Consider the following 23,497-nt stretch of genomic DNA (forward strand, 5'->3'; position numbering starts at 1 on the left):
GTGCATAAAGCGTAAGCTTTAGTTCGGGAAGTAGCTCAGCTTGGTAGAGTACTTGGTTTGGGACCAAGGTGTCGCAGGTTCGAATCCTGTCTTCCCGATAGAGTAGAAAGGTCTGATGACCTTTTTTATTTGGTAACGAAAAAAGGCCGTGTGGCCTTTTTCTTTTATAATAATTGGTATTCGTCAATCAGCATGATGGTTTCTCGTCCTTTATTATCGACAATTCTGACTTGTCTTGGATAATAGGGGTCGAAGGGAATTAGGAAATCAACTGCAATTTCTAAGGGGAAGTCTTTTTGACTGAATCGTAAAGTTGTTTTTCCTTTTCGATTGATGAGTTCAAATTTTAGAACAGAGTTTAAGGGATAGACATGTTTGAGGTAGTTGTCAATGACATACCAGAAACTATCAATAATATCATCTGGTAAACTGGTCATTACACCAAAACTAGCATAGCGACCTCGAGTATTCGTAAACGCCATAGTATCTCCCTTCCTCTTTTTATTAAGTACATAGTACTTGTTTTAGGTGGATATTGCAAGTATTAAGTTCGAAAAAAAGAGCTTTCGCTCTTTTCAACTTTATTTATTTCGCAGTTCAACATAACGGTTGTACCAAATTTTGATGTATTCCTCAGAGAAAGGACCTAATTGATTGTTGATCCAATCTACAAGGATTTTGACATTTTCTTTTAGGATAAAGTCAATGTCATCTGAATAGTTCATTTTACGTTTGTGCTGTTCGTATTCTTCTACGTCCAACAGTTTCTTTTCACCACCAGGAAAGACTTTGACATCAAGATCATAATCAATATACTTTAGTGCCTCCTGATCCATATAAAATGGACTGGCTAGATTACAATAGTAGGACACTTCATTATCGCGGATCATAGCGATGATATTGAACCAATACTTCTTATGAAAGTAGACGATTGCTGGCTCTCTTGTAATCCATCTTCTACCATCGCTCTCTGTAACGAGAGTATGATCATTGACGCCGATCAGTGCGTTTTCCGTAGTTTTTAGTACCATGGTGTCTCGCCACGTTCGGTGGAGACTTCCATCATGTTTATAACTTTGAATTGTAATAAAGTCGCCTTCTTTAGGTAGTTTCATAACTTACCAACTTTCTACAATCTAAGTATATCCTCTATATTGTATCATATTTTCATGAAAATAAGGGATTTTCATGTGAATTTTTATTTAAAGGAATTCGCGAAGAGCTGTAGAAATGTCAGAGTAGTCGTAGCCTTTGCGAGCTAGTGCTTGAGTGAGGCGTTGTTTGAGTTCGTAGCCCTCGTATTTTCGAGAATATTTTTGATGTTGCTTTTCCAGTTCCTTCATAATCAGGTCGAGTGTTTGTTCTTCATCTGGCTCGATATCCAATTGGTGAAATGCTTGTTTGGCTATTTCATAACTGAAGCCTTTATTGATAAGATTTTGTGTGATTTTATCTTTTAAGGCTCTTGGTGGAAGTTTTTTAGCGTATTGTTTGGCTAATTTTTGGGCAGTTCGTTGAGCTACCTCGGAAAAATCAAATTCTGAGGTGATCTGATCTATATAGTGGGAAGAGACTCCTTTTTGAATGAGCTTTTGCTTGAGGATATAAGGTCCCTTGTCACCTGAGAGTTGATTGGATTGAAAGATAGCCCGAGTATAGGCCAAGTCGTCGATCCATTTGTCTTCTTTTAAGGTGTTTATGACGGTTTCAATAGTGGATTCGTCGATTTCATGCTTAGCTAAGTAGTCGCGAACTTCGCGAGCTGTACGGGCTTTAAAAGAAAGGTGATAAAGGGCTAAATTCTTAGCGTGGGAAAGCTGAGCAAAGGTTTGGATTTCCTTGAGTTCTTCCTGGCTAATTTCCTTATCTCGTGAAAGCATGAAGCGGACGATGGTGTCTTCTGTAATGTAGAGGGATTCGGCTTGATCCAGCTCTAGAAGGTAGAGACGTTTTTTCTTTTCTAATTTGGTGATTTTCATAGGCTTCCTGTTTCGTTTCAGTTTCGTTTCAGTTTTATTTCGGGTTATGATCAGTCTTTCTCTCTATATTATTCGTATTCTTATTGAGAAATGGTCTGTAATTCCTTGTTTTCTTTTCAATTCTATCATATTCTAAACGAATGAGAAACTACATGGTATAATAGACATATGAATCTAAAAGTTAAACAAAGAATTCCTTTGAAAATCAAGCGAATGGGAATTAATGGAGAAGGGATTGGCTTTTACAAGAAGACCTTAGTCTTTGTGCCTGGGGCTTTAAAGGGCGAAGATGTCTTTTGCCAAATTACTGCGATTAGAAAGAACTTTGCAGAAGCCAAGCTCTTGTCTGTCAACAAGGCTTCCAAGTATCGGGTAACGCCAACCTGTGATATCTATGAGACCTGTGGGGGCTGCCAGATTATGCATCTGAAGTACAGCAAGCAGTTGGAGTTCAAAACGGACTTGCTGCAGCAGGCCTTGAAAAAATATGCTCCTAAGGGGTATGAAAATTATCTGATCCGTCCGACGCTTGGGATGAAAAAACCACAGTATTATCGGGCCAAACTTCAATTTCAGACGCGTAAATTTAAGGGGGAGGTCAAGACTGGTTTGTACGCCCAAAATTCCCATTATTTGGTGGAATTAAGGGACTGTCTGGTCCAGGATCCGGTCATTCAGGAAATCGCTAACCATGTAGCGGAGTTATTGACCTACTACCAGATTCCCATTTCAGATGATCGGAAGCAATTGGGGGTTCGAACCATCATGGTGCGCCGGGCTCGTAAGACTGGACAGGTCCAAATGATCGTGGTGACGAGTCGGCAGATTAATTTAACAGACTTGGTGGAAGATCTAGTAGAAAAACACCCTGAAATTGTGACGGTGGCAGTCAATCTGAATACCTCCAAATCCAGCGAGATCTATGGAGAGAAGACACAGATTATTTGGGGACAGGAGACCATTCGAGAAGGGGTCTTGGATTATGAATTTTCCTTGTCTCCTCGGGCCTTTTATCAGTTAAATCCTGAGCAGACCGAAGTCCTCTATAGTGAAGCTGTCAAGGCCTTAGATGTATCACCAGAGGATCATTTGATTGATGCCTACTGCGGGGTTGGGACCATTGGTTTTGCCTTTGCGGATAAGGTCAAGAGTGTCCGGGGGATGGACATTATCCCTGAAGCGATTGAGGATGCCAAGTACAATGCTAAGCAGATGGGGTTTGATAATACCCACTATGAAGCTGGGACGGCTGAGGAAATTATTCCTCGTTGGTACAAGGAAGGCTATCGGGCAGATGCAGTCATTGTGGATCCACCACGGACTGGACTGGGGGTGCAATTGATTGACACCTTGTTGCGCTATGCCCCTCAAAAGATGGTCTATGTTTCTTGTAATGTTTCTACCCTGGCGCGGGATCTCGTGGACTTGACCAAGGTGTATGATGTCGTCTACATCCAATCAGTGGATATGTTTCCCCATACAGCACGGACAGAGGCTGTGGTGAAGTTAGTCAAGAAAGCTTAATCGAATAGGGATCAACAATGGATATTTGGCAAATCATGTATGAAAAGGCCAATCAGAGGGCTGAGGAGCTTTCCCAGGAGGAGCGTTAGATTCCTAGGAGCTTAGATGAGAGAAGAATGTGAGAGTGAAAGATGGATAATAAAATTGATGTATCGATTCCCGTTGCTCAAGTCATTGATCAACATCCGGAAGTATTGGACTTGTTGGTGGAATTGGGCTTTAAACCCTTAGCCAATCCGATCATGCGCAATACAGTTGGGCGCAAGGTTTCCTTGAAACAAGGATCAAAATTAGAAGGCACTCCTATGGAGAAGATTGTACGAACACTAGAGGCCAATGGCTATGAAGTAGTGGGGCTAGACTAATGAATGATGAACGAATTCATGTCTTAAGAGATATCTTATTAGACCTTCATCATGGAGCTTCTCCTGAGTCGGTTCAGGAACGCTTTGATGCGACCTTTAGCGGGGTGTCTGCGATTGAGATTTCCCTCATGGAGCATGAACTGATGAACTCCGATACAGGTATCACCTTTGAAGATGTCATGGAGCTATGCGATGTCCACGCTAATCTCTTTAAGAACGCTGTACAAGGGGTCGAAGTGGCAGATACCGACCATCCAGGCCATCCAGTTCAGATCTTTAAACAGGAGAACTTAGCCCTTAGGGCCGCTATGATGCGGGTCCGTCGCTTGCTGGATAATTATGAGACGACGGAGGATCCTGAGATGATCCAGGAGATTCACAAAGGCCTCTTGCGTCAGCTAGGCCTGGTGGGTCAATTTGATCGGCATTACCGTCGCAAGGAAGAATTGATGTTCCCCATTATGGAACGCTATGGGCATGATTCCCCCCCTAAAGTCATGTGGGGAGTGGATGACCAGATTCGAGAACTCTTTGCGAAAGCGATGGATGCGGCCAAGAAACTACCGGATTCTGGTATTTCTGAAGTCAAAGAGCGCTTTGAAGCCTTTGCGCAAGAGTTTGAGGCTATGATCTTCAAGGAAGAATCGATCCTCTTGATGATTTTGCTGGAGGCCTTTACTCAAGATGATTGGCTCTCCATCGCGGAAGAAAGTGATGCCTATGGTTATGCCATTATCATTCCGAGTGAGAAATGGGTGCCAAAACGTGTGGACTTCAAGGAAGAAGGAGCAAGAGAGTCAGAAAGTTCAGGTGAGGCCCTTCCTTCTTCAGATGGAGATGAGCACCGTCAGGTCATTGAGACTCCTGAGGGACAATTGACCATTACCTTCACGCCTAAGAAAAAAAAAGAGAGCTTCGACCGCCAGCAACCACAAGCTTTTGGCCATGGATTTTTATCGGTGGAGCAGGCAAATTTGATTTTGAACCATCTACCGATGGAGATCACCTTTGTTAATAAAGATGATATCTTCCAGTATTACAATGATGTAGCGCCCTTTGAGGAGATGATCTTCAAACGGACACCGTCGCAGGTAGGACGCAATGTTGAGCTGTGTCACCCGCCAAAATACTTGGAGAAGGTCAAAGCCATCATGCAGGGGCTTCGAGAAGGGAAAAAAGACAAGTACGAAATGTGGTTCAAATCCGAATCGCGTGGGAAATTTGTCCATGTCACCTATGCGGCAGTGCGTGATGAAGCGGGAGAATTTCAAGGTATCTTGGAATATGTCCAGGATATCCAACCTTATCGGGAGATTGATAGTGAATTTTATAGAGGATTGGAGTAAGAATGAGCTACGAAAAAGAATTTATGAAAGAATTTGAGGCCTGGATCAAGACCCAGGTCATGATCAATGAGATGGCCCTGACAGAAAGCAAGAAGGTCTATGAAGAAGATCAGGACGAGCGGGCCAAGGAAGCTATGATCCGCTACGAGAGTCGCTTGGATGCCTATCAATTCCTTCAAGGGAAGTTTGCTAACTACCATGAGGGGAAAGGGTTCCACGATCTGCCAGATGGCTTGTTTGGAGAGAGAACTTATTAAAAGCTCTTTGTGAAGGCCTTTTACTGGCTGGATTTGGCTGAAAATAGTGCAATGACTTGATTTTTCGAGGGATTGTGTTACAATAAAAAAGTTGAACAGACGTCAACGAATTATCGAAAGTAATATTGGTGATGAAACCTTGTTGCCTTAGGGATTGATCACTGGATACGTAGGAGGAAAAATGGCAAAGAAGAACGTTAACCGTGCGAAACAATACAAACATCAAAATAGACATCTTTTGAAAAAAGCTGTCGCAACTGTAGGAGCAGCTGTTAAAGAGGCGCCTAAGAAGGTTGAGAAAGCAGCAAAAGCAGTGGCGAAAGAAGTGAAACAAGCAGCTTCTTCAGTAGAAGAATTTGCTGCAAGCTTGGAAGGTGTAGCACTAGATCGTGCGCAAACATTCTATGATGAAGGTATTCGCTCTGTTGCGGACTTCGCAAACTGGACAGAGAAAGAGTTGTTGGCCCTTAAAGGAATCGGCCCAGCTACCATCAAAAAATTGCAAGAACTTGGTGTCAAGTTTAAATAATCGCTTTTGTGATTTCTTGCTATTTCCAGGAAAACTTGATAAAATGAAGCTGTTAGAGGTGTTTTGAGTCCCACATTTTACAGAAAGTGGCGGTGCTGAGAAGTCTACAAATGTGTCAAAACTAGTTGCTAATGGATGAAAAATTGAAATAAAAATGTCTTTTTGTTTAAAAGACGAGAGTTGCGGGCGTTGCCCGAAATTGGGTGGTACCGCGGATAAACATATTCGTCCCTGTCATGTAGATGGCAGGGGCGATTTTTCTTTTACCCCCCTAGCCCTAGTTGAAGGAGCTTGTCATGAAACAATCTTTTAAAACCAGCAAACTCTACTATGGTTTTCCGATTTTCATCTTGGGGTATCAGGACCAGAACTTTGGGCACAATATCACGACCTGCAGCTCCTCTTATAGCCTTGGAGATTGGCTGGTCATTGGAGTTGGTGCTGAGGAAAATGCAGCTGACCAGATTAAGCATTATCAACAGTTCAGCGTGAACATCCCTGACGAAAATCTCATGCTTGAGATGGAGCAGGCTGGTTTTATCAGCCATCGGGAGAAATTGGAACACTTGGAGCTTGATTTCGAGATTTCTGAACGGACTCAGGCTCCGATTTTGGAGGCCTGTCCAGTCGTATTGGATTGCCAGGTGGATCGGATTATCGAGGAAGATGGCATCTGTCATATCTTTGCCAAAATTCTTAATCGACTGGCTGATACAGAGCTCTTGGACGACAAGGGTCATTTTAAAAATGACCGCTTTGCGCCGACTTACTTTATGGGGGACGGCCATCAGCGCGTTTACCGTTATCTAGATGACCGAGTCGATCCCATGGGAAGCTTTATCAAGAAAGGGAGGAAGAAGAATGACAAGAGCTGAACTGCCAGAACGAATCGAAACCGAGCGTCTGGTCTTACGAGTCCGTACAGTGGCGGATGCAGAGGACATCCATGCTTACGCTAGTCTTCCAGAGGTCTCTTACCCAGCAGGCTTCCCACCCGTCAAGACCTTGGAAGATGAGATTTATTACCTAGAGCATATCCTTCCTGAGCGTAATGAAAAGGAAAATCTCCCAGCAGGCTATGGAATTGTGGTCAAAGGGACGGATACAATCATTGGTTCTGTCGACTTCAACCATCGTCACGAAGACGATGTGCTGGAGATTGGCTATACCTTGCACCCAGACTATTGGGGACGAGGCTATGTACCAGAAGCAGCGCGTGCCTTGATTGACTTAGGCTTTAAAGAATTGGGTCTTCACAAGATTGAATTGTCTTGCTTTGGTTACAACCATCAAAGTCAACGAGTTGCGGAAAAATTAGGCTTTACTCTTGAAGCTCGCATTCGAGACCGCAAAGATGCTCAAGGCAACCGCTGTGATGATTTGAGATATGGCTTACTGAAGAGTGAGTGGGAAACTAGAAGTTGCTAGTTAAACTGTTCGAAATTTTCGAACAGTTGAGTGGTTATGAGTGTTTGGAAGTGAGGTGAGAATAATTGAATATAAGTCAGATAATTACTCTGCTGAGCGGTGCAGGTGTTGGTGCTGTCTTGAGTGCAATTTTGGTATTTTTGAATAACAGCAAGAGAAATCAACTTGATTATATTACCAAAGAGCGGTCTGAGTGGAGGAATTCCATGAAAGCAATCATAGTTGATTTATTAGATGGAAGAAATCGACATTCTGCGATTAGTAAATTAAGAACACAATTAAATCCTTATGGACATAGAATGACTTTTAAGTATTCAAAAGAATATTATTTGAGGGATGCCCATATCTGGTACTTAATTGATGATTTTGATTATTCGGAAAAGCAGATACACAAACTTGTTGAGTATTTAGAGTTATCTATAAAATATAATTGGGAACATAGTAAAAAAGAAATCAGTTATAGACCTCTTAATTTAATTTATAATTTTATTAAATATATTGTAATTATTTTGCTTTTTGTGTCTTTATTTTCATATACGATTAAGATGGGGAAAGATTGGCAATCTCTAATTATGTTTTTTGATTTACTATCAATCGCTCTTTTATTCATACAAAATTGGATAATTGATTCTTGGAATTATAGCTCTGTTACTTCGATGAAAAAGCAGGCTTCATGGATTATTATCTCATATGTAATTCCATATGCATATTTTTTAGGTAAATTACTATATTTTTTTGCCAATCATAAATTTATATCTTTGAGTGAGCTTATTATTATTTTCGTGATTGTTATCTTTTTAATCATTATTTTAAGTTTCATTTTTGTTCCCCGGCACGATAACATAGAAGAATGGTACATTGCAAAAATTAAATTAGTCGAATTTGGACAATTAAAAGATATACAAATGTCAAACCAATTATATGACGAAATTTCTTATTTTGAAAGCAAAATAGAAAGACTTAAAAGTAGTATAAGTGAGAAAGAGTTTAAAAAATTACATGAGAGGAAACAAAGAGTTAAAAAAGAATTTATTAAAAAAAGAATAGAAACCGATATACGATATACTGAAAAAAACAAGGAACATAAATTAAAATTACTTGAATCAATCACATCAAACAAGGAGAACACACATGTCTAAAGAACTTTCACCTAAATACAATCCAGCTGAGGTTGAGGCTGGTCGTTACCAAAAATGGCTTGATGCTGATGTTTTCAAGCCTTCAGGCGATCAAAAGGCTAAGCCTTATTCAATCGTCATTCCACCACCAAACGTAACTGGGAAACTCCACCTGGGTCACGCTTGGGATACAACTTTGCAAGATATCATCATCCGTCAAAAACGCATGCAAGGTTTTGATACGCTTTGGCTTCCAGGTATGGACCACGCTGGAATTGCCACTCAGGCTAAGGTTGAGGAGCGCTTGCGTGGTGAGGGCATTTCCCGCTATGACCTTGGTCGTGAGAAATTCCTCGAGAAAGTCTGGGAATGGAAAGACGAATATGCCACTACCATCAAGGAACAATGGGGCAAGATGGGGCTCTCTGTAGACTACTCTCGTGAGCGTTTCACTCTTGATGAAGGTTTGTCAAAAGCCGTTCGCAAGGTCTTTGTGGAACTTTACAAAAAAGGCTGGATCTACCGTGGTGAGTTTATCATCAACTGGGACCCAGCTGCTCGCACAGCCTTGTCTGATATCGAGGTGATCCACAAGGATGTCGAAGGTGCCTTCTACCACATGAACTACATGCTAGAAGATGGTTCACGCGCCCTTGAAGTTGCGACAACTCGTCCTGAGACCATGTTTGGGGACGTAGCTGTTGCGGTCAATCCAGAAGACCCACGCTACAAGGACTTGATTGGTAAAAATGTCATCCTTCCAATCGCTAATAAACTCATTCCAATCGTTGGAGACGAACACGCAGATCCTGAGTTTGGTACGGGTGTCGTGAAAATCACACCTGCCCACGATCCAAACGACTTCTTGGTTGGTCAACGCCATAACTTGCCACAAGTTAACGTCATGAACGATGACGGAACTATGAATGACTTGGCCTTTGAATTTGCAGGCATGGACCGTTTTGAAGCTCGTAAGGCAGTCGTTGCTAAGTTGGAAGAAATCGGTGCCCTCGTCAAAATCGAAAAACGCGTCCACAGTGTTGGTCACTCAGAGCGTACAGGTGTGGTGGTTGAACCTCGCTTGTCTACGCAATGGTTCGTCAAGATGGACCAATTGGCTAAGAATGCCATTGCCAACCAAGACACAGACGACAAGGTCGAATTCTACCCACCTCGTTTCAACGATACCTTCCTCCAATGGATGGAAAATGTCCATGACTGGGTGATCTCTCGTCAGCTCTGGTGGGGGCACCAAATCCCTGCTTGGTACAATACTGAGGGTGAAATATACGTCGGTGAGGAAGCACCAGAAGGTGACGGTTGGACTCAGGACGAAGACGTCTTGGATACATGGTTCAGCTCTGCCCTTTGGCCATTCTCAACCATGGGCTGGCCTGATGTCGACTCAGCAGACTTCAAACGTTACTTCCCAACTTCAACCTTGGTAACAGGTTACGATATCATCTTCTTCTGGGTATCTCGTATGATCTTCCAATCTTTGGAATTCACTGGCCGTCAGCCATTCCAAAATGTCCTTATCCACGGTCTTATCCGTGATGAGCAAGGACGCAAGATGTCTAAATCTCTCGGTAACGGGATTGACCCAATGGATGTGATCGAGAAATACGGTGCCGATGCCCTTCGTTGGTTCCTTTCAAACGGTTCTGCACCAGGCCAAGACGTCCGCTTCTCTTACGAGAAAATGGATGCTTCATGGAACTTCATTAACAAAATCTGGAACATCTCTCGCTACATCCTCATGAACAATGAAGGCTTGACTCTTGAGCAAGCAACGGCTAATGTCGAAAAAGTTGCAAACAAAGAAGCTGGAAATGTCACAGACCGCTGGATTCTCCACAACCTCAACGAAACGATCGGAAAAGTTACTGAAAACTTTGACAAGTTTGAATTTGGTGTGGCTGGCCATATCATCTACAACTTCATCTGGGACGAGTTTGCGGACTGGTACGTTGAGTTGACCAAGGAAGTCCTTTACAGCGATAATGAAGAAGAGAAAGTCATCACACGTTCTGTTCTCCTTTACACTTTGGACAAGATCCTTCGTCTCCTTCACCCAATCATGCCATTCGTGACAGAGGAAATCTTTGGACAAATCTCAGAAGGCTCTATCGTTACAGCGGAATACCCAACTGTCAATCCAGCCTTTGAAGACCTTGCTGCCCACACTGGTGTAGAAAGCCTCAAAGACTTGATCCGTGCTGTTCGGAATGCGCGTGCTGAAGTAAACGTTGCACCAAGCAAGCCTATCACTATCCTTGTTAAAACTAGCGATAGCGACTTGGAAGCCTTCTTTAACAGCAATGTCAACTACATCAAACGCTTTACAAATCCAGAACACTTGGAAATCGCATCAACTATCCCTGCACCTGAACTCGCAATGTCAAGCGTCATCACAGGAGCAGAAATCTACTTGCCACTGGCAGACCTCCTCAATGTCGAAGAAGAACTGGCTCGTCTCGACAAGGAACTGGCTAAATGGCAAAAAGAACTGGATATGGTCGGTAAGAAGCTCTCTAACGAACGTTTCGTAGCCAATGCCAAACCAGAAGTCGTCCAAAAAGAACGCGACAAACAAGCCGACTACCAAGCTAAATACGACGCGACCGTTGTGCGTATTGATGAGATGAAGAAGTTGGTGAAATAAACACAGAAACACGGCGGAATGCCGTGTTTTTTTTGGTATAATGAAATCAATATCTATTGATGGAGAACGTTATGTCTAAACACCCTTACTATGAATTGTTAAACTTGATTGGCTATGGTCTTGCTAAGTTTGATGATACTTTTATAAAGGAATTTCAATGCTCTAGTAAATCCGAGTTTTATCGTTACATAGTTTCTCTAGGCGTTGCAGAAACAACTGGTGTAGTCAAAAATAGAATGGATTTATTCGACCCCTATTTTGATAACAATCGAAAAGGTTGGTGGCAAAAAGCTGAAGTCTACCGTTTTAGAAAAGATTTAATTGACATGATGTTTGGGAGTGAGGATGTTCACAGTTTCGCAGAAATAGTCAAAATGTTGCTTGCAAGTGAAGGGAAGAAAACAGGCAAAACCATCATTGAAAAACCAATTGTTCGGACGAAATTCAAACGCCTACAAGAAACTGGAATGGAAGCAGAGAACTATTTCATTTACCATTTTGATAAGGAAGAAAAATTTAAAGATGGCCAATTGACTGATGCCCGTCTTTACGGTGATGGATATGATTTCCAAGTAGATGTTCAAGAACATTCATACCTTGCTGAAGTTAAAGGTATTCGAAAACCTAAAGGGCGTATTCGTTTGACTGCCAAAGAATTTGAGAAAGCTAAGGAATATCAATCAGATTTTATATTATCATTGGTCACCAATCTAGATGACATTCCAAAGTTAGTATTAATCGATAATCCTTTGAATCATTTTGAATTCAAAAAGAGTATCATAAAAAATGAAGTCGTAGAATATAGAAGTTTAGAGGACTTATTTTAGTAGTTCAAAAGCATAAATAATTTGCAAAATGTTTTAAGTATCTAATCATATTCTAGACTCTTGGGAACTTGCTAATAACAGAGAAAATCTTTACTATTCCAAACATAATAGGCTAAGTTTATATAAAAGAACCTCCTAGTTTTCCTAGGAGGTTGCTTTGTATTCTGTGGTAGGACTGTGGCCTAGGTAGGTATAAATCCGTGTCAGTGGAGATTGGGGATGGGTGGAGACGCGAAAGTGAAAGTAGTGGTCACGGTGGTCGCGACTCTGGGTATGGTGGAGTCTGAAATAGTTGCGCTGGCCTGTCGACATGGATCTCAGCAGGTCATCTTCTAAAAAGACCAAGGGGGTCGCAGTCGTTGCCAATCGGTAAAAATCGTGCTCGAACTGCTGGTAATTGTCTGAAAAATAATCGAATTGGAGTTCGTGTTTATTCAGGGCTGGTTTCATAGCTAGAATCTCCTGGTTCAATAGAAAAAATAGTCGAAAGAAGGAGAGAGTGGTAGTGCTGGCCATTTTTTATGAGGACTTCGGAAGGGCTTAAGGTATAGACCTGGCCGTAGTAGACGGCGACTTGATTGTCCTGGAGGGTAGAGAGGGAGAGGGAGGTCTCTTGCTGGTAGGCTTGCTCGAGGAGGTGACGGATTTCTTGGTTTGAGAGGAGGCGAAGCTCTTCGAGAGAGAGCTGGTTTGTTTGTAAGGCCGTCGAATGCTCAGAGAGGAAGAAGCCAGCCCACTTGGCCATGCCCCGGTCTTGGAAGTCGCGTGCCGACTGATAGGGGAGATAAGAACGATCAATCATGCTAAGCCATCTAGACCTCCTGCAGAGTGGCCTCCGGTCAGTTTGCTTCGAGCCAGAGCGCGCGAATTTTCTAATAGGGCAGATCCCTTCTGTAGAGAAGCAAAGCCAAACCGGTCACGGATGTGGTCAATGGTCTCTTGGAGGGCTTCTTCTCTTTGGGTTTGCTCAGGGTCATCAAATAGGGAGATCAGCTGGAAGCTCTCCTCTACGAGCTTCCCATAAAAGACTCCGATCTGCCGGATGGCTCCTCCCTGGTAGTGGGAACGAAAGAGCTGGATGACTTCCTTGGATAATTGAGCGGTAGAGTTGGTCGGTTCAATCTTTCGCTGGCAGTGGATGGAGGGGAGCTGTTCCTGTTTGGAGTAGCTAGCATGGATGGAGACCAGTTGTGTCTTTTTCTTTTCCCGACGTAAGCGGATGGCGACCTGCTCAGCCATCTCCCGAAAGACCAGTTCAATATCGCTTTGGCGGTGGTAGTCACGGGGAAGGATTTGCGAATTTCCTAGACCGTGAGACTTTGGCCGATAGGGACGATGGACGTTGCTTTCATCGATCCCATGGGCGTGAAACCAGAGCTGGACGCCCATGACGCCAAATTCTTTTTTGAGCTGGTCTGGATTGGCCTGGGCTAATTCATAGATGGAGTGAATGCCTAGCTTGTTGAGGCGTTTTTCTGTTCGCTGGCCAATCCCCCAAAAATCAGTCAATTTTTTTATCTGCCAGACTCGACTGGAGACGTCTTCGTAAGACCAGTTGGCCCGCATGGTTTTCTGGTACTTGGCCTCGTTGTCTAGAGCTAGTTTGGCCAGTAGGGGATTGGCATTGCTCATCCCGACAGTAGCGTAGATCCCAGTTTGCTGCCAAATACGCTTTTGGATCCGAGCAGAAAGAAGATCCAGCTTGGAGCGTCGGTCTAGCTGAGGATCAGGGATAAAGTAGTTGAGAGAGCTGGTCAAATCGATAAAACCCTCGTCGATGGAATAGGGGTAGATGTCATCTGGAGCAGCAAATTCTTGAAAGACTTGCTGGATTTCCATGTTGACCTGGATATAGGCATTCATGCGAGGGGGCACGATAAAGGTGCGCTTGGCCCAACTTTCGATATAGTGGACAAAGGCTGGATCCGTCGGCAGGCCTTGCTTACGGGCCAGGTAGTAATTGAATTTCCTCGTCTTGAGATCAAAGGGCAGATCATAGCTCCGCCCGACATTTTTCTTCCCAAAGACCTGCTTGAAAACGGGGGAACTGGCTAAAATGAGGCCAGCAGAATTGTCGCTCCGACTCATAACACAAAGAGAAGTAGTCAAGGGATTGAGGCCGAGGCGGACGCATTCACAACTGGCATAGAAACTTTTCATATCCACAAAAGCAATATCAGACCGAGGCTCACGTGAATAATCAAAGAGCATGTCTAGACCTCCAGAGGGAGGAAGTGGCCGACCACGATACCGACGATTTTTGGTTCATCTTCGTAGGGGGCAAAGAGGTCATCATAGGCTGGGTTGATGGACTCTAGGCGGAGGCCCTCTTCTTCTCGATAGACTTTTTTGATATAGGTCTTCCCATTCCACATGAGGGCGTAGACCGCTCCATCATAGTCAAATCCGGTCTGTTTCATCAAGGCAACGGAACCGTTTGGATAGCTTGGTTCCATAGAATCTCCAGATACCCAAGAGGCAAAGTCGTGTTGGATCTCTTGGTCGAAATAGACGGTCTCGTAGTCAGTCTCATTGTCATAAAAGGTATGACCATGTCCAGCTGCCAAGTCGATAGAGAGGACACGGTAAGGGATCAAAGAGATCACCTTTTCTTGCTCTGCTAAGAGTTGGCTGGCAAAGAGATCGACCTTTTTCTGATGGGGTGGGGTTAGTAAAGGGTAGGTGAAAAGCGCTGAGCTCTTGTCGACAAAGTAGTCCTCTTTAACGGAGAGGCGCTTGGCCAACCTCCTGAGATTTTTATCGTGTGGCTCTGCTAAGCCATTCTCCCAACTAGAGTAGGTCTTGCGACTAATCTCTAAGGATTCGTAGACCTGGGCTTGGGTTAGGCCTAGCTCAAGTCGCCGGTCTTTTAATTTTTTTGCATCAAACATCTGCATTCTCCTATGTAACGTTTTAAAAGTTACGTATAGTATAGCAAAAAAAAATTCGGACTTCAAGAGAAAAGTGAGAGGATTTTTCTTTAGCAGCGAGAGGGATTTAACTTAAGCGGATCTCAGATGGGAGAGGTGGGTGTTTTTGTATCTTTTATCCAAATTTTGATATAATAATCTCTATGAAGATTGTATCAGGTACCTATGGAGGGCGTCCTCTTAAGACGCTCGAAGGAAAGACAACGAGGCCTACTTCAGATAAGGTGAGAGGGGCCATGTTTAATATGATTGGTCCTTATTTTGATGGGGGGCGGGTCTTGGATTTATATGCTGGGTCAGGCGGTCTGTCTATCGAGGCGGTGTCTCGGGGGATGGAGCAGGCTGTCTTGGTCGAGAAGGACCGCAGAGCCCAAGGGATTATTGCTAGCAATATCCAAATGACCAAGGAAAGCCACAAGTTTCAATTGCTGAAGATGGAGGCTCACCAAGCTCTCGGCCAATTGCAAGGGACCTTTGATCTTATTTTCCTGGATCCTCCCTATGCAAAAGAGCAGATCGTAGCCGATATTGAGGCCCTGGCTGAACGTGGTTTACTTGGAGAAGAAGTCATGGTCGTCTGTGAGACAGACAAGGCAGTAGACTTGCCTGAGGAGATTGCTTGTCTAGGAATCTGGAAAGAAAAAATCTACGGAATTAGTAAGGTGACGGTTTATGTCAGATAAAATCGGATTATTTACAGGTTCATTTGACCCAATGACCTTGGGACACTTGAATTTGATAGAGCGGGCTAGTCGCTTGTTTGATCGCTTGTATGTCGGCATCTTCTTTAATCATGAGAAGAAGGGCTATTTTACCATTGAGCAAAGAGAAGCCATGGTGACAGAAGCAGTGGCTCATTTGCCCAATGTAAGAGTCATCACCTCAGAGGCAGAGTTGGCAGTAGAGGTGTCTAGACGGTATGGGGTGACCAGTTTGGTCCGAGGCTTGCGCAATAGCCAGGACTTCCTCTATGAAAGCAATATGGACTACTTCAATCACCAGCTGGCTCCAGAGCTTGAGACCATCTATCTCTGTGCCCAGCCCCAGTACCAGGCCTTGAGCTCGACGAGAATCCGCGAGCTACTGACCTTCCAGCAGGATGTCAGTGCCTATGTCCCAGAGAGTGTTATAAAGGAGATGAAATAAAACGAATGAAAGAATTTGAGAAATCAAGGGCTCAGCTACCAGAAAGCCCATTTGAACCTGTGCGCAAAAAAGATAGTGTGTGGAGAACCTATCGTTGGCCTCTTATTGGGACCCTACTTCTGATTTTGGCCTTGCTAGCTTTCTTTGTTCCCCTGCCTTACTATCTGGAAATGCCAGGGAGTTCGGAAGATATTCGCCAAGTCATGCGTGTCAACCAGAAAAATGATGAAGCATCCGGTTCGTATGATTTTGTCACTGTTGCCGTCAAGCAAGCGACCTTCTCGGATATAGTCTATGCCTGGGTGACTCCTTTTACAGATATCTACTCTGAAAAAGAAATGACAGGTGGCAGTTCCAGTGAGGAATTTTTCCGGATCAATCAATTTTATATGGAAACCTCTCAAAATACTGCCAAATACCAAGGATTAAAAACGGCTGGAAAAGAGACAGAGATGGAATTTTTAGGTGTCTATGTCATGCAAGTGGCAGAAGACTCTACCTTCAAAGGCGTTTTAAATATTGCGGACACAGTTACGGCTGTGAATGACAAGACCTTCAAGAGCTCAAAAGAGCTCATCGAGTATGTTGGTTCCCAAAAAATTGGGGACAAGGTCTCAGTGACCTACACAGAAGATGGCCAGACCAAGACTGCTGAAGGAAAGATTATTAAGTTGGTCAATGGCAAGAATGGGATTGGGATTAGCTTGATTGACCGGACAGAAGTGAAGAGTGATGTACCGATTGAGTTTGCGACAGCTGGCATCGGTGGTCCAAGTGCCGGGATGATGTTTAGTTTGTCCATCTATACCCAAGTAGCGGATCCAGACCTTCGTCAGGGACGCCATATCGCGGGGACAGGGACCATTAACCATGATGGGACTGTCGGAGATATCGGTGGAGTGGATAAAAAAGTCGTGGCGGCAGATCGCGCTGGTGCTGAAATCTTCTTTGCCCCTGACAATCCAGTGACAGAAGAAGTCAAAAAGAACAATCCGAATGCCAAGAGCAACTACGACGAAGCGGTAGAAACAGCTAAGAAAATTAAGACCAAGATGAAAATTGTCCCCGTCAAAACCTTACAGGATGCTATTGACTATTTGAAAAAGAACTAAAGTAGCTTGTTTGACAAATTTCGTACTTGAACGTATGACATTGTGTTAGCAGAGGGGAACATTCATCTTCTAATCAAATTCAAGTTTTTGCTTATCAATCTCTCTATTTTTAGAGGGATTTTTTCTTTATACTGGTGTCAGAAAGAAAGGGAGGTAGTGAAATGATTCAAACCAGTTTGTTTTCCATTTCAGTATTCTTAGCGGGAGTTCTATCCTTTTTCTCCCCGTGTATTTTGCCACTGATGCCAGTCTATGTAGGGATTCTATTGGATTCTGAGCATGAAAAAACGGTGCGTATTTTTGGAAGAGACATTTCTTGGTATGGTCTGGTGAAGACGCTTTGTTTTATCGCAGGTCTATCAACTGTTTTCCTGATTCTAGGATATGGTGCAGGAGCCCTTGGCCAGGTGCTTTATGCTCCATGGTTTCGCTATCTGCTAGGAGGGATTGTGATCCTATTAGGGATTCACCAAATGGACGTAATCAATCTGAGACAACTCCAAAAACAAAAGACCATCCAACTCAAAAAGAATCGGGAGCGCAATGAATTCTTCAATGCTTTTCTGATAGGGGTCACCTTCAGTTTTGGTTGGACCCCTTGTGTCGGACCAGTTTTGAGCTCTGTTTTAGCCATTGCAGCTTCTGGAGGAGATGGTGCATTGCAAGGCGCTCTCCTGATGCTGGTCTATACATTAGGCTTGGCTCTGCCTTTCTTGCTTTTGGCCTTGGCTTCTAGCTGGGTTCTACAACATTTTGCTAAACTCAAGCCCCATATGGGAACCTTGAAAAAAATTGGTGGTGCCCTCATCATCTTGATGGGCATCTTGCTGATGCTAGGAAATCTTAATAGCCTCGCATCCCTGTTTCACTAATCTTGAATGATTAAAGGAGAAAAATCATGAAAAAAATTCTTGCACTTTCTATTGCTACACTTAGCATCGTCACTTTAGCAGCTTGTTCTGGACAGAAATCAGATTCAGACATGAAAAAAACGGACGATAGTAGTATGATGAAGAAGGACGATATGAAGGATTCATCCATGTCCGATGATAAAATGAAAAAAGAAGACATGAAAGATTCATCTATGATGTCTGACAGCAGTTCTGAAATGAAGGACGATATGAAAAAAGATGAGATGAAATCTAGCGATTCAGAAATGAAAGATGAAAAGAGTGAATCATCTGATATGAAATCAGACAACTAATGAAAGAAGGGAGAGGTCATCTGAGGATGACTTTCTCCTTGTTTAAAGAGGTAATAATGATGAAGAAATTAGCTTTAGTAGCTGCAGGATTCTTGTGTACTGGACTTTTGGGGGCTTGCTCTAACCAAGGAATGGAATCATCCAACAAAAGTGAGACTAAGCAGACATCCACAACGGGACCTTCAGAGCAAGCTGGAAAGAAGGTTCAAGAGTTTAAGCTGCAAGGAGTAGACGGTAAGACCTACCGCTTATCCGATTACAAGGGAAAGAAAGTTTACCTCAAATTTTGGGCTTCCTGGTGCTCTATTTGCCTATCGACATTAGAGGATACCAATGAGTTGGCAAAAGAAGAGGCGGGTAAGGATTATGTGGTCTTATCCGTTGTAGCTCCAACTTTTAATGGTGAAAAATCAGAAGCAGATTTCAAAAACTGGTACCAGTCTTTGGATTACAAGGATTTCCCAGTCTTGCTAGATAGTAAAGGGGAACTGCTAAAAGAGTATGGGATTCGTTCTTATCCATCGGCACTCTTTATTGCAAGCGATGGAACTCTCGCTAAGACCCATATCGGTTATATGAGCAAGGAAGACATCGTCCAGACTCTAAAAGAAATGAAGTAAGGAGGACATAAAATGGAAACAAAATGGAAACTCATTTCCATTCTTTTAGTGGGGCTATTTTGTTTTGGAATCTTTTTCCTTGTCAAAGGATCCATGGCCTTGGATACATCAGATGCGACGACTGAGCAGATCAAAAAAGCGTCCATGAGTCAGACACCAGTAGCAAACAAAAAGAAGGAAGAAAAAGTCAATCCAGAAGACCAACGAGAAATCTATCTAGCTGGTGGTTGCTTCTGGGGTGTGGAAGAGTATTTTTCCCGTGTTCCGGGTGTCATTGATGCCGAATCAGGTTATGCCAATGGAAAAGGGGATACCACCAAGTATGAATTAGTCCCTCAAACAGGCCATGCTGAAACAGTTCATATCACTTACAATGTCAAGCAGGTATCTCTGAAAGAATTGCTCCTGCATTATTTCCGGATTATCGACCCAACGTCGAAGAATCGTCAAGGAAATGATCAAGGGACTCAATACCGAACAGGTGTCTATTATGTCTCTCAAGAGGATCTTCCAACTATTAACCAAGTCTTTGAAGAGGTAGCAAAAAAATACGACAAACCGTTAGCAGTGGAAAAAGAGCCACTGACCAATTTCATCAAGGCGGAAGACTACCATCAGGACTATCTACAGAAACATCCGAATGGCTATTGTCACATTGATGTGAATCAAGCTTCTTATCCAGTTATTGACGCTAGTCGCTATCCAAAACCGAGCGATGAAGAGATCAAGAAGAAGTTATCGCCCGAAGAATATGCAGTGACGCAAGAGAATGATACAGAGCGTGCTTTTTCTAATCGCTATTGGGATAAGTTTGAAGCGGGCATCTATGTGGATGTCGTGACTGGTGAGCCCCTCTTCTCCTCTAAGGATAAATTTGATTCTGGTTGTGGTTGGCCAAGTTTCAGTCGGCCTATTAGTCCTGATGTAGCGATCTATAAGGAGGATAAGAGTTTCAATATGACTCGGACAGAAGTTCGGAGCCGTGTGGGAAATTCCCATCTAGGTCATGTTTTTACCGATGGTCCCAAGGAAAAAGGTGGCCTTCGTTACTGCATCAATAGCTTGTCAATCAAATTCATCCCCAAAGCAGAAATGAAAGAAAAGGGCTACGGTTATTTATTGGACTATGTCTGAGACATTTGGAACCACAATTTGCTATAATAAGCATAGCAAAGACAAGTAGGTGAAAGACATGTATGCGATCATGATTGTGGAAGATGAAGAGCTTATCCGGCAGGGACTGACTTCCTTAGTGGATTATGAACAGCTTGGAATGACCGTCATCAACCAGGCAGAAAATGGCCGTGAGGCCTGGGAGAAGTTTCAAGATCAACCAGCTGATATCCTTCTAACCGATATCAATATGCCACAAATGAATGGCTTGGATCTGGCCCATCTCGTCAAAGAGCAGTCTCCGTCTTGTCATATCATTTTTTTGACAGGTTATGATGACTTTGAGTTTGCAAGGAAAGCCATCAAGTTAGGTGCAGATGATTATTTGCTGAAGCCTTTTTCAAAAGACGATATTGAAGAGATGTTAGCAAAGGTGAAGGGAAAACTCGATCAAGAGCGTAAGAAAGCGCAAGTCGAAGATTTGGTCAGTCATGGTTATTCAACAGACTTAGAAGAAGCCATTCATGCTCGTTTGGCAGATTCTCAGTTAACCCTAAAAGATTTGGCCTATCAACTTGGTTTCAGTCCCTCTTATCTAAGTGTATTGATCAAGAAAAAATTGGGACTCCCTTTCCAAGACTACCTCATTCAAGAGCGAATGAAGAAGGCTCAACTCTTACTTCTCACGACGGATTTAAAGATTTATGAGATCGCCGATCAGGTTGGTTTTGAAGATATGAACTATTTTTCTCAACGCTTTAAGCAGGTTGTTGGGGTGACACCAAGGCAGTACAAAAAAGGAGAGCATGAATGAAACGATATCCCTTGCTGATTCAGCTGGTCCTCTACTTTTTTCTCTTCATTCTCTTACTTTTTGGTCTTATCGGTAGTCTTTACTATCAAACGAGTTCAGGGACGATCCGCCAGCTAACGGAGCGGACGACAAGAAATAGTATCGATCAAAGCAGTCAGTTTATCACCTCCTATCTAAAAAAATTAAAGCAGACGACAACGGTTCTTAGCCAGGAACAGGCTATTCGCCAATTTGCCCAAGACAAGAATGCGAATCAAGAAACGGTTCAACACCTGATGAGAACGATGATTGAAACGGATCCGGACTTGGTCTCAGCGGTCTTGGTGACCAAGGATGGGCGTCTGGTAGCGACAGATACCAAAATCAGCATGCAGACTTCCTCAGATATGATGAATGAAAGTTGGTATCAGGAGGCGATTAAGGAAAGAGCCATGCCAGTCTTGACGCCAGCTCGAAAGGAATCCTTGACTTCGGAAAAAGAAAAATGGGTGGTTTCTATTACCCAAGAAGTGGTCGATCAGGCTGGCCAAAATCTCGGAGTAGTACGCTTGGATATTGGCTACGATAGCCTTCAGGCTTACTTGGATCACCTGCAACTAGGGAAACAAGGCTTTAGTTTTATCATTAATCAAAAGCATGAGTTTGTCTACCATCCTAAAAAAGCGGTCTATTCCTCCAGCCAAGAAATGCAGGCCATGCAGCCCTATATTGCTGTGAAAGATGGCTATGCTAAAGAAGGACAGAATTTTATCTATCAGGTTCCAATTCCAGATAGTGATTGGACCTTGATTGGAGTGGCTTCACTTGAAGGACTTCAGATGCTTCAGTCGCAGCTTCTTTACTCTTTCATTGGCCTAGGATTACTAGCTTTGATCATGTGTTTAATAGGGATCGGCTTTGTTCTGCGTTTGTGGATCAAACCCTTACGAGACCTTCAGACCATCATTTTGAGGATTGGAGCAGGAGATGCTCACGTGAGAGCTGCAGCCAAAGGATCTCCAGAATTGGTGGATCTCGCTCAAGCGTTTAATACCATGTTGGAACAAATCGATCACCTTATGCAACAGGTTAAGGAAGAGGAGCAGAACGCACGGCGTTACGAGTTGCGGGCACTTTCGGCTCAGATTAATCCGCATTTCCTCTACAATACCTTGGATACGATCGTCTGGATGGCGGAGTTTAATGATAGTCGGCGCGTGGTCGACATCACTAAGTCTCTGGCTCAATATTTTCGACTGGCTCTCAACCAAGGCCAGGAACAAATCCTACTGAGAGATGAAATCGACCATGTCCGCCAGTATCTTTTCATTCAAAAGCAACGTTATGGTGAAAAGCTCAATTATGAAATTCTAGAAGATGAACGGTTGGGCGACTATCAGCTCCCCAAATTAGTGCTTCAACCCTTAGTGGAAAATGCGATTTACCATGGCATTAAAGAGATCGATCGGCCAGGTCTCATTCGAGTGACAACTGAAGTCAGTGGAGACTATGCCTGCGTATCGATTTTTGACAATGGACGAGGGTTTGTCCGATCAGAATCAACAGCCCAAACCCTTCTTCGTTTAGGAGGTGTTGGCTTGAAAAATGTGGACCAACGATTGCATCTTCAATTTGGCGAAGCCTATCATATGGAGATTGATTCTAAGGCCAATAGCTATACGAAAATCACTCTTTATTTGCCCCGTTCATCATCTGATGAACATGTATAGAGACAAAGATTGCCTTCTTTGTTTTAGTTAGATAGAAGACTTTTCTTCCATCTGAGCAGGCTTTGAAAAAAGCCTGCTTTTTATAATGTGACAGCAAGAAAAGGTAAATTAAATCGTCAGACTTTTTACAGATTTTCTCTTTTCCGTTGAAATTCTATCTAAAGATAGGGATTTATGATAAAATAAAGTGTTACAACTAAAGGTATGAATAAAGGAAGGCTATGCGCAAAGAAATATCCCCTGAATTATTTAATTACAATAAATATCCCGGACCGGAATTTCGTCTGGTTGGCAGTCAAGTGCTAGCAGAACAATTGACATTTGAGCTGGTTGAGAATCAAAATGATGCCTTTGATGCGACGGTCTTTGGTCAGCGTTTTTCAGAGGTTTTGACCAAATTTGATTACATTGTCGGTGATTGGAGCAATGAACAGTTGCGTCTACGTGGCTTCTATAAAGATGATCGCCCTGTCACAGATGCAGAGAAAATCAGCCGTCTGGAAGATTATTTATTAGAATACTGTAGCTATGGCTGTGCTTATTTTGTCCTAGAAAATGCAGAACCCCGTCGAGCATCCTTTGACAAGAAATCTTCTCCTAAACAACAGGAAGAGGGGAATCGTTCTGCTAAGCGTGGCGGTCGTCAAAATCGCCGGAATCGCTCCAAAAATCAGTCACGGGAACGTGAACAAGAGCAAAAACAAAAGACTTCTCAACCAAAGAAAAAGAACCGTCAGCGGTCTAGAAAAAAAGATGCACAGGGTGAGCAAGAACGCCACTTTGTCATCCGTCAAAAGTAAAGAGAGAAAAG

The 23,497-nt window shown here is 43.2% G+C and carries 27 protein-coding genes and 1 tRNA gene; 21 read left to right on the forward strand and 7 right to left on the reverse strand.

Annotated elements, in window-relative coordinates:
* Window positions 1-24: 24 nt before the first annotated feature.
* Window positions 25-98 (forward strand) — tRNA-Pro (locus tag LXO72_RS08400).
* A gap of 66 nt (window positions 99-164) precedes the next feature.
* Here the strand turns inward: LXO72_RS08400 and LXO72_RS08405 are convergent.
* The 3 genes from LXO72_RS08405 to recX form a co-directional block, all read right to left on the reverse strand.
* A complete protein-coding gene (locus LXO72_RS08405; RefSeq protein WP_048690403.1) occupies window positions 165-482 on the reverse strand; it encodes a DUF960 domain-containing protein in 318 nt (105 codons plus the stop codon).
* A 99-nt stretch (window positions 483-581) separates the two neighbouring features.
* Window positions 582-1,115 carry a nucleoside tri-diphosphate phosphatase gene (gene ntdP / locus LXO72_RS08410; RefSeq protein WP_154852127.1) on the reverse strand — a complete coding sequence of 178 codons (534 nt, stop codon included), beginning with the start codon at window positions 1,113-1,115 and terminating at the stop codon, window positions 582-584.
* Between the two features lie 87 nt (window positions 1,116-1,202).
* On the reverse strand, window positions 1,203-1,979 hold the full coding sequence (gene recX, locus LXO72_RS08415) for a recombination regulator RecX (protein WP_233332072.1): 777 nt from the start codon (window positions 1,977-1,979) through the stop codon (window positions 1,203-1,205).
* A gap of 168 nt (window positions 1,980-2,147) precedes the next feature.
* On the opposite strand from recX, the gene rlmD reads away from it, so the two are divergent.
* From rlmD to LXO72_RS08465, 10 genes are all read left to right on the forward strand, one after another.
* A complete protein-coding gene (rlmD, locus tag LXO72_RS08420; protein ID WP_233332073.1) occupies window positions 2,148-3,503 on the forward strand; it encodes a 23S rRNA (uracil(1939)-C(5))-methyltransferase RlmD in 1,356 nt (451 codons plus the stop codon).
* 131 nt (window positions 3,504-3,634) lie between these two features.
* Complete coding sequence (locus tag LXO72_RS08425) at window positions 3,635-3,868, forward strand: DUF1858 domain-containing protein (protein ID WP_006596822.1); 234 nt, start codon at window positions 3,635-3,637, stop codon at window positions 3,866-3,868.
* Window positions 3,868-5,214 (forward strand): DUF438 domain-containing protein, encoded by a 1,347-nt coding sequence (locus LXO72_RS08430; protein WP_233332074.1) that lies wholly within the window; start codon window positions 3,868-3,870, stop codon window positions 5,212-5,214. The genes LXO72_RS08425 and LXO72_RS08430 overlap by 1 nt, the downstream gene beginning before the upstream one ends.
* A gap of 2 nt (window positions 5,215-5,216) precedes the next feature.
* Window positions 5,217-5,471, forward strand: coding sequence for a DUF1912 family protein (locus LXO72_RS08435; protein WP_006596820.1), 255 nt, complete (start codon window positions 5,217-5,219; stop codon window positions 5,469-5,471).
* A gap of 181 nt (window positions 5,472-5,652) precedes the next feature.
* The gene (locus LXO72_RS08440; protein ID WP_048715836.1) at window positions 5,653-6,000 is read left to right on the forward strand and encodes a helix-hairpin-helix domain-containing protein; all 348 of its coding nucleotides are present in this window, start codon (window positions 5,653-5,655) and stop codon (window positions 5,998-6,000) included.
* A 296-nt stretch (window positions 6,001-6,296) separates the two neighbouring features.
* A complete protein-coding gene (locus LXO72_RS08445; RefSeq protein WP_233332075.1) occupies window positions 6,297-6,875 on the forward strand; it encodes a flavin reductase family protein in 579 nt (192 codons plus the stop codon).
* Window positions 6,862-7,428, forward strand: a complete 567-nt coding sequence (locus LXO72_RS08450) for a GNAT family N-acetyltransferase (protein WP_233332076.1) — start codon at window positions 6,862-6,864, stop codon at window positions 7,426-7,428. The genes LXO72_RS08445 and LXO72_RS08450 overlap by 14 nt, the downstream gene beginning before the upstream one ends.
* 65 nt (window positions 7,429-7,493) lie before the next feature.
* Entirely contained in the window at window positions 7,494-8,567 is a 1,074-nt protein-coding gene (locus tag LXO72_RS08455) for a hypothetical protein (RefSeq protein WP_233332077.1), read from the forward strand.
* On the forward strand, window positions 8,560-11,211 hold the full coding sequence (locus LXO72_RS08460; RefSeq protein WP_233332078.1) for a valine--tRNA ligase: 2,652 nt from the start codon (window positions 8,560-8,562) through the stop codon (window positions 11,209-11,211). Before LXO72_RS08455 ends, LXO72_RS08460 begins: the two co-directional genes overlap by 8 nt.
* Window positions 11,212-11,282: 71 nt before the next feature.
* The gene (locus tag LXO72_RS08465; protein ID WP_233332079.1) at window positions 11,283-12,038 is read left to right on the forward strand and encodes a DUF3883 domain-containing protein; all 756 of its coding nucleotides are present in this window, start codon (window positions 11,283-11,285) and stop codon (window positions 12,036-12,038) included.
* Window positions 12,039-12,182: 144 nt separating this feature from the next.
* On the opposite strand, the gene LXO72_RS08470 is transcribed toward LXO72_RS08465, so the two are convergent.
* The 4 genes from LXO72_RS08470 to LXO72_RS08485 are packed head-to-tail and all read right to left on the reverse strand — an operon-like array spanning window position 12,183 to window position 14,929.
* Window positions 12,183-12,488, reverse strand: coding sequence for a DUF5960 family protein (locus LXO72_RS08470; RefSeq protein WP_123160002.1), 306 nt, complete (start codon window positions 12,486-12,488; stop codon window positions 12,183-12,185).
* The gene (locus LXO72_RS08475) at window positions 12,469-12,840 is read right to left on the reverse strand and encodes a hypothetical protein (RefSeq protein WP_125374975.1); all 372 of its coding nucleotides are present in this window, start codon (window positions 12,838-12,840) and stop codon (window positions 12,469-12,471) included. Before LXO72_RS08475 ends, LXO72_RS08470 begins: the two co-directional genes overlap by 20 nt.
* Window positions 12,837-14,249 carry a Y-family DNA polymerase gene (locus tag LXO72_RS08480; protein ID WP_233332080.1) on the reverse strand — a complete coding sequence of 471 codons (1,413 nt, stop codon included), beginning with the start codon at window positions 14,247-14,249 and terminating at the stop codon, window positions 12,837-12,839. The genes LXO72_RS08475 and LXO72_RS08480 overlap by 4 nt, the downstream gene beginning before the upstream one ends.
* A 2-nt stretch (window positions 14,250-14,251) precedes the next feature.
* A complete protein-coding gene (locus LXO72_RS08485; RefSeq protein WP_233332081.1) occupies window positions 14,252-14,929 on the reverse strand; it encodes a helix-turn-helix domain-containing protein in 678 nt (225 codons plus the stop codon).
* A gap of 182 nt (window positions 14,930-15,111) precedes the next feature.
* Here LXO72_RS08485 and rsmD point away from each other — a divergent pair, with 182 nt between their 5' ends.
* From rsmD to LXO72_RS08535, 10 genes are all read left to right on the forward strand, one after another.
* Window positions 15,112-15,651, forward strand: coding sequence for a 16S rRNA (guanine(966)-N(2))-methyltransferase RsmD (gene rsmD / locus LXO72_RS08490; protein ID WP_233332086.1), 540 nt, complete (start codon window positions 15,112-15,114; stop codon window positions 15,649-15,651).
* Entirely contained in the window at window positions 15,641-16,114 is a 474-nt protein-coding gene (gene coaD / locus LXO72_RS08495; protein ID WP_233332089.1) for a pantetheine-phosphate adenylyltransferase, read from the forward strand. The genes rsmD and coaD overlap by 11 nt, the downstream gene beginning before the upstream one ends.
* A gap of 5 nt (window positions 16,115-16,119) precedes the next feature.
* Window positions 16,120-17,226 carry a SepM family pheromone-processing serine protease gene (locus LXO72_RS08500; RefSeq protein WP_267913799.1) on the forward strand — a complete coding sequence of 369 codons (1,107 nt, stop codon included), beginning with the start codon at window positions 16,120-16,122 and terminating at the stop codon, window positions 17,224-17,226.
* A gap of 161 nt (window positions 17,227-17,387) precedes the next feature.
* Window positions 17,388-18,098, forward strand: coding sequence for a thiol-disulfide oxidoreductase-associated membrane protein CcdA2 (ccdA2, locus tag LXO72_RS08505; RefSeq protein WP_233332095.1), 711 nt, complete (start codon window positions 17,388-17,390; stop codon window positions 18,096-18,098).
* Between the two features lie 26 nt (window positions 18,099-18,124).
* Entirely contained in the window at window positions 18,125-18,430 is a 306-nt protein-coding gene (locus tag LXO72_RS08510; RefSeq protein WP_233332097.1) for a hypothetical protein, read from the forward strand.
* A 59-nt stretch (window positions 18,431-18,489) separates the two neighbouring features.
* Window positions 18,490-19,050: a redoxin family protein gene (locus tag LXO72_RS08515; RefSeq protein ID WP_233332266.1), complete on the forward strand. Its 561-nt coding sequence runs from the start codon at window positions 18,490-18,492 to the stop codon at window positions 19,048-19,050.
* 12 nt (window positions 19,051-19,062) lie between these two features.
* Complete coding sequence (msrB, locus tag LXO72_RS08520; RefSeq protein ID WP_233332101.1) at window positions 19,063-20,184, forward strand: peptide-methionine (R)-S-oxide reductase MsrB; 1,122 nt, start codon at window positions 19,063-19,065, stop codon at window positions 20,182-20,184.
* Window positions 20,185-20,242: 58 nt separating this feature from the next.
* Window positions 20,243-20,977, forward strand: coding sequence for a response regulator transcription factor (locus tag LXO72_RS08525; protein WP_233332103.1), 735 nt, complete (start codon window positions 20,243-20,245; stop codon window positions 20,975-20,977).
* Entirely contained in the window at window positions 20,974-22,686 is a 1,713-nt protein-coding gene (locus LXO72_RS08530) for a cache domain-containing sensor histidine kinase (protein WP_233332104.1), read from the forward strand. Before LXO72_RS08525 ends, LXO72_RS08530 begins: the two co-directional genes overlap by 4 nt.
* Window positions 22,687-22,907: 221 nt before the next feature.
* Window positions 22,908-23,486 carry a YutD family protein gene (locus LXO72_RS08535; RefSeq protein ID WP_125335204.1) on the forward strand — a complete coding sequence of 193 codons (579 nt, stop codon included), beginning with the start codon at window positions 22,908-22,910 and terminating at the stop codon, window positions 23,484-23,486.
* Window positions 23,487-23,497: the final 11 nt, after the last annotated feature.

It is taken from the genome of Streptococcus sp. XMC (genome assembly GCF_021341835.1).
Classification (GTDB): domain Bacteria; phylum Bacillota; class Bacilli; order Lactobacillales; family Streptococcaceae; genus Streptococcus.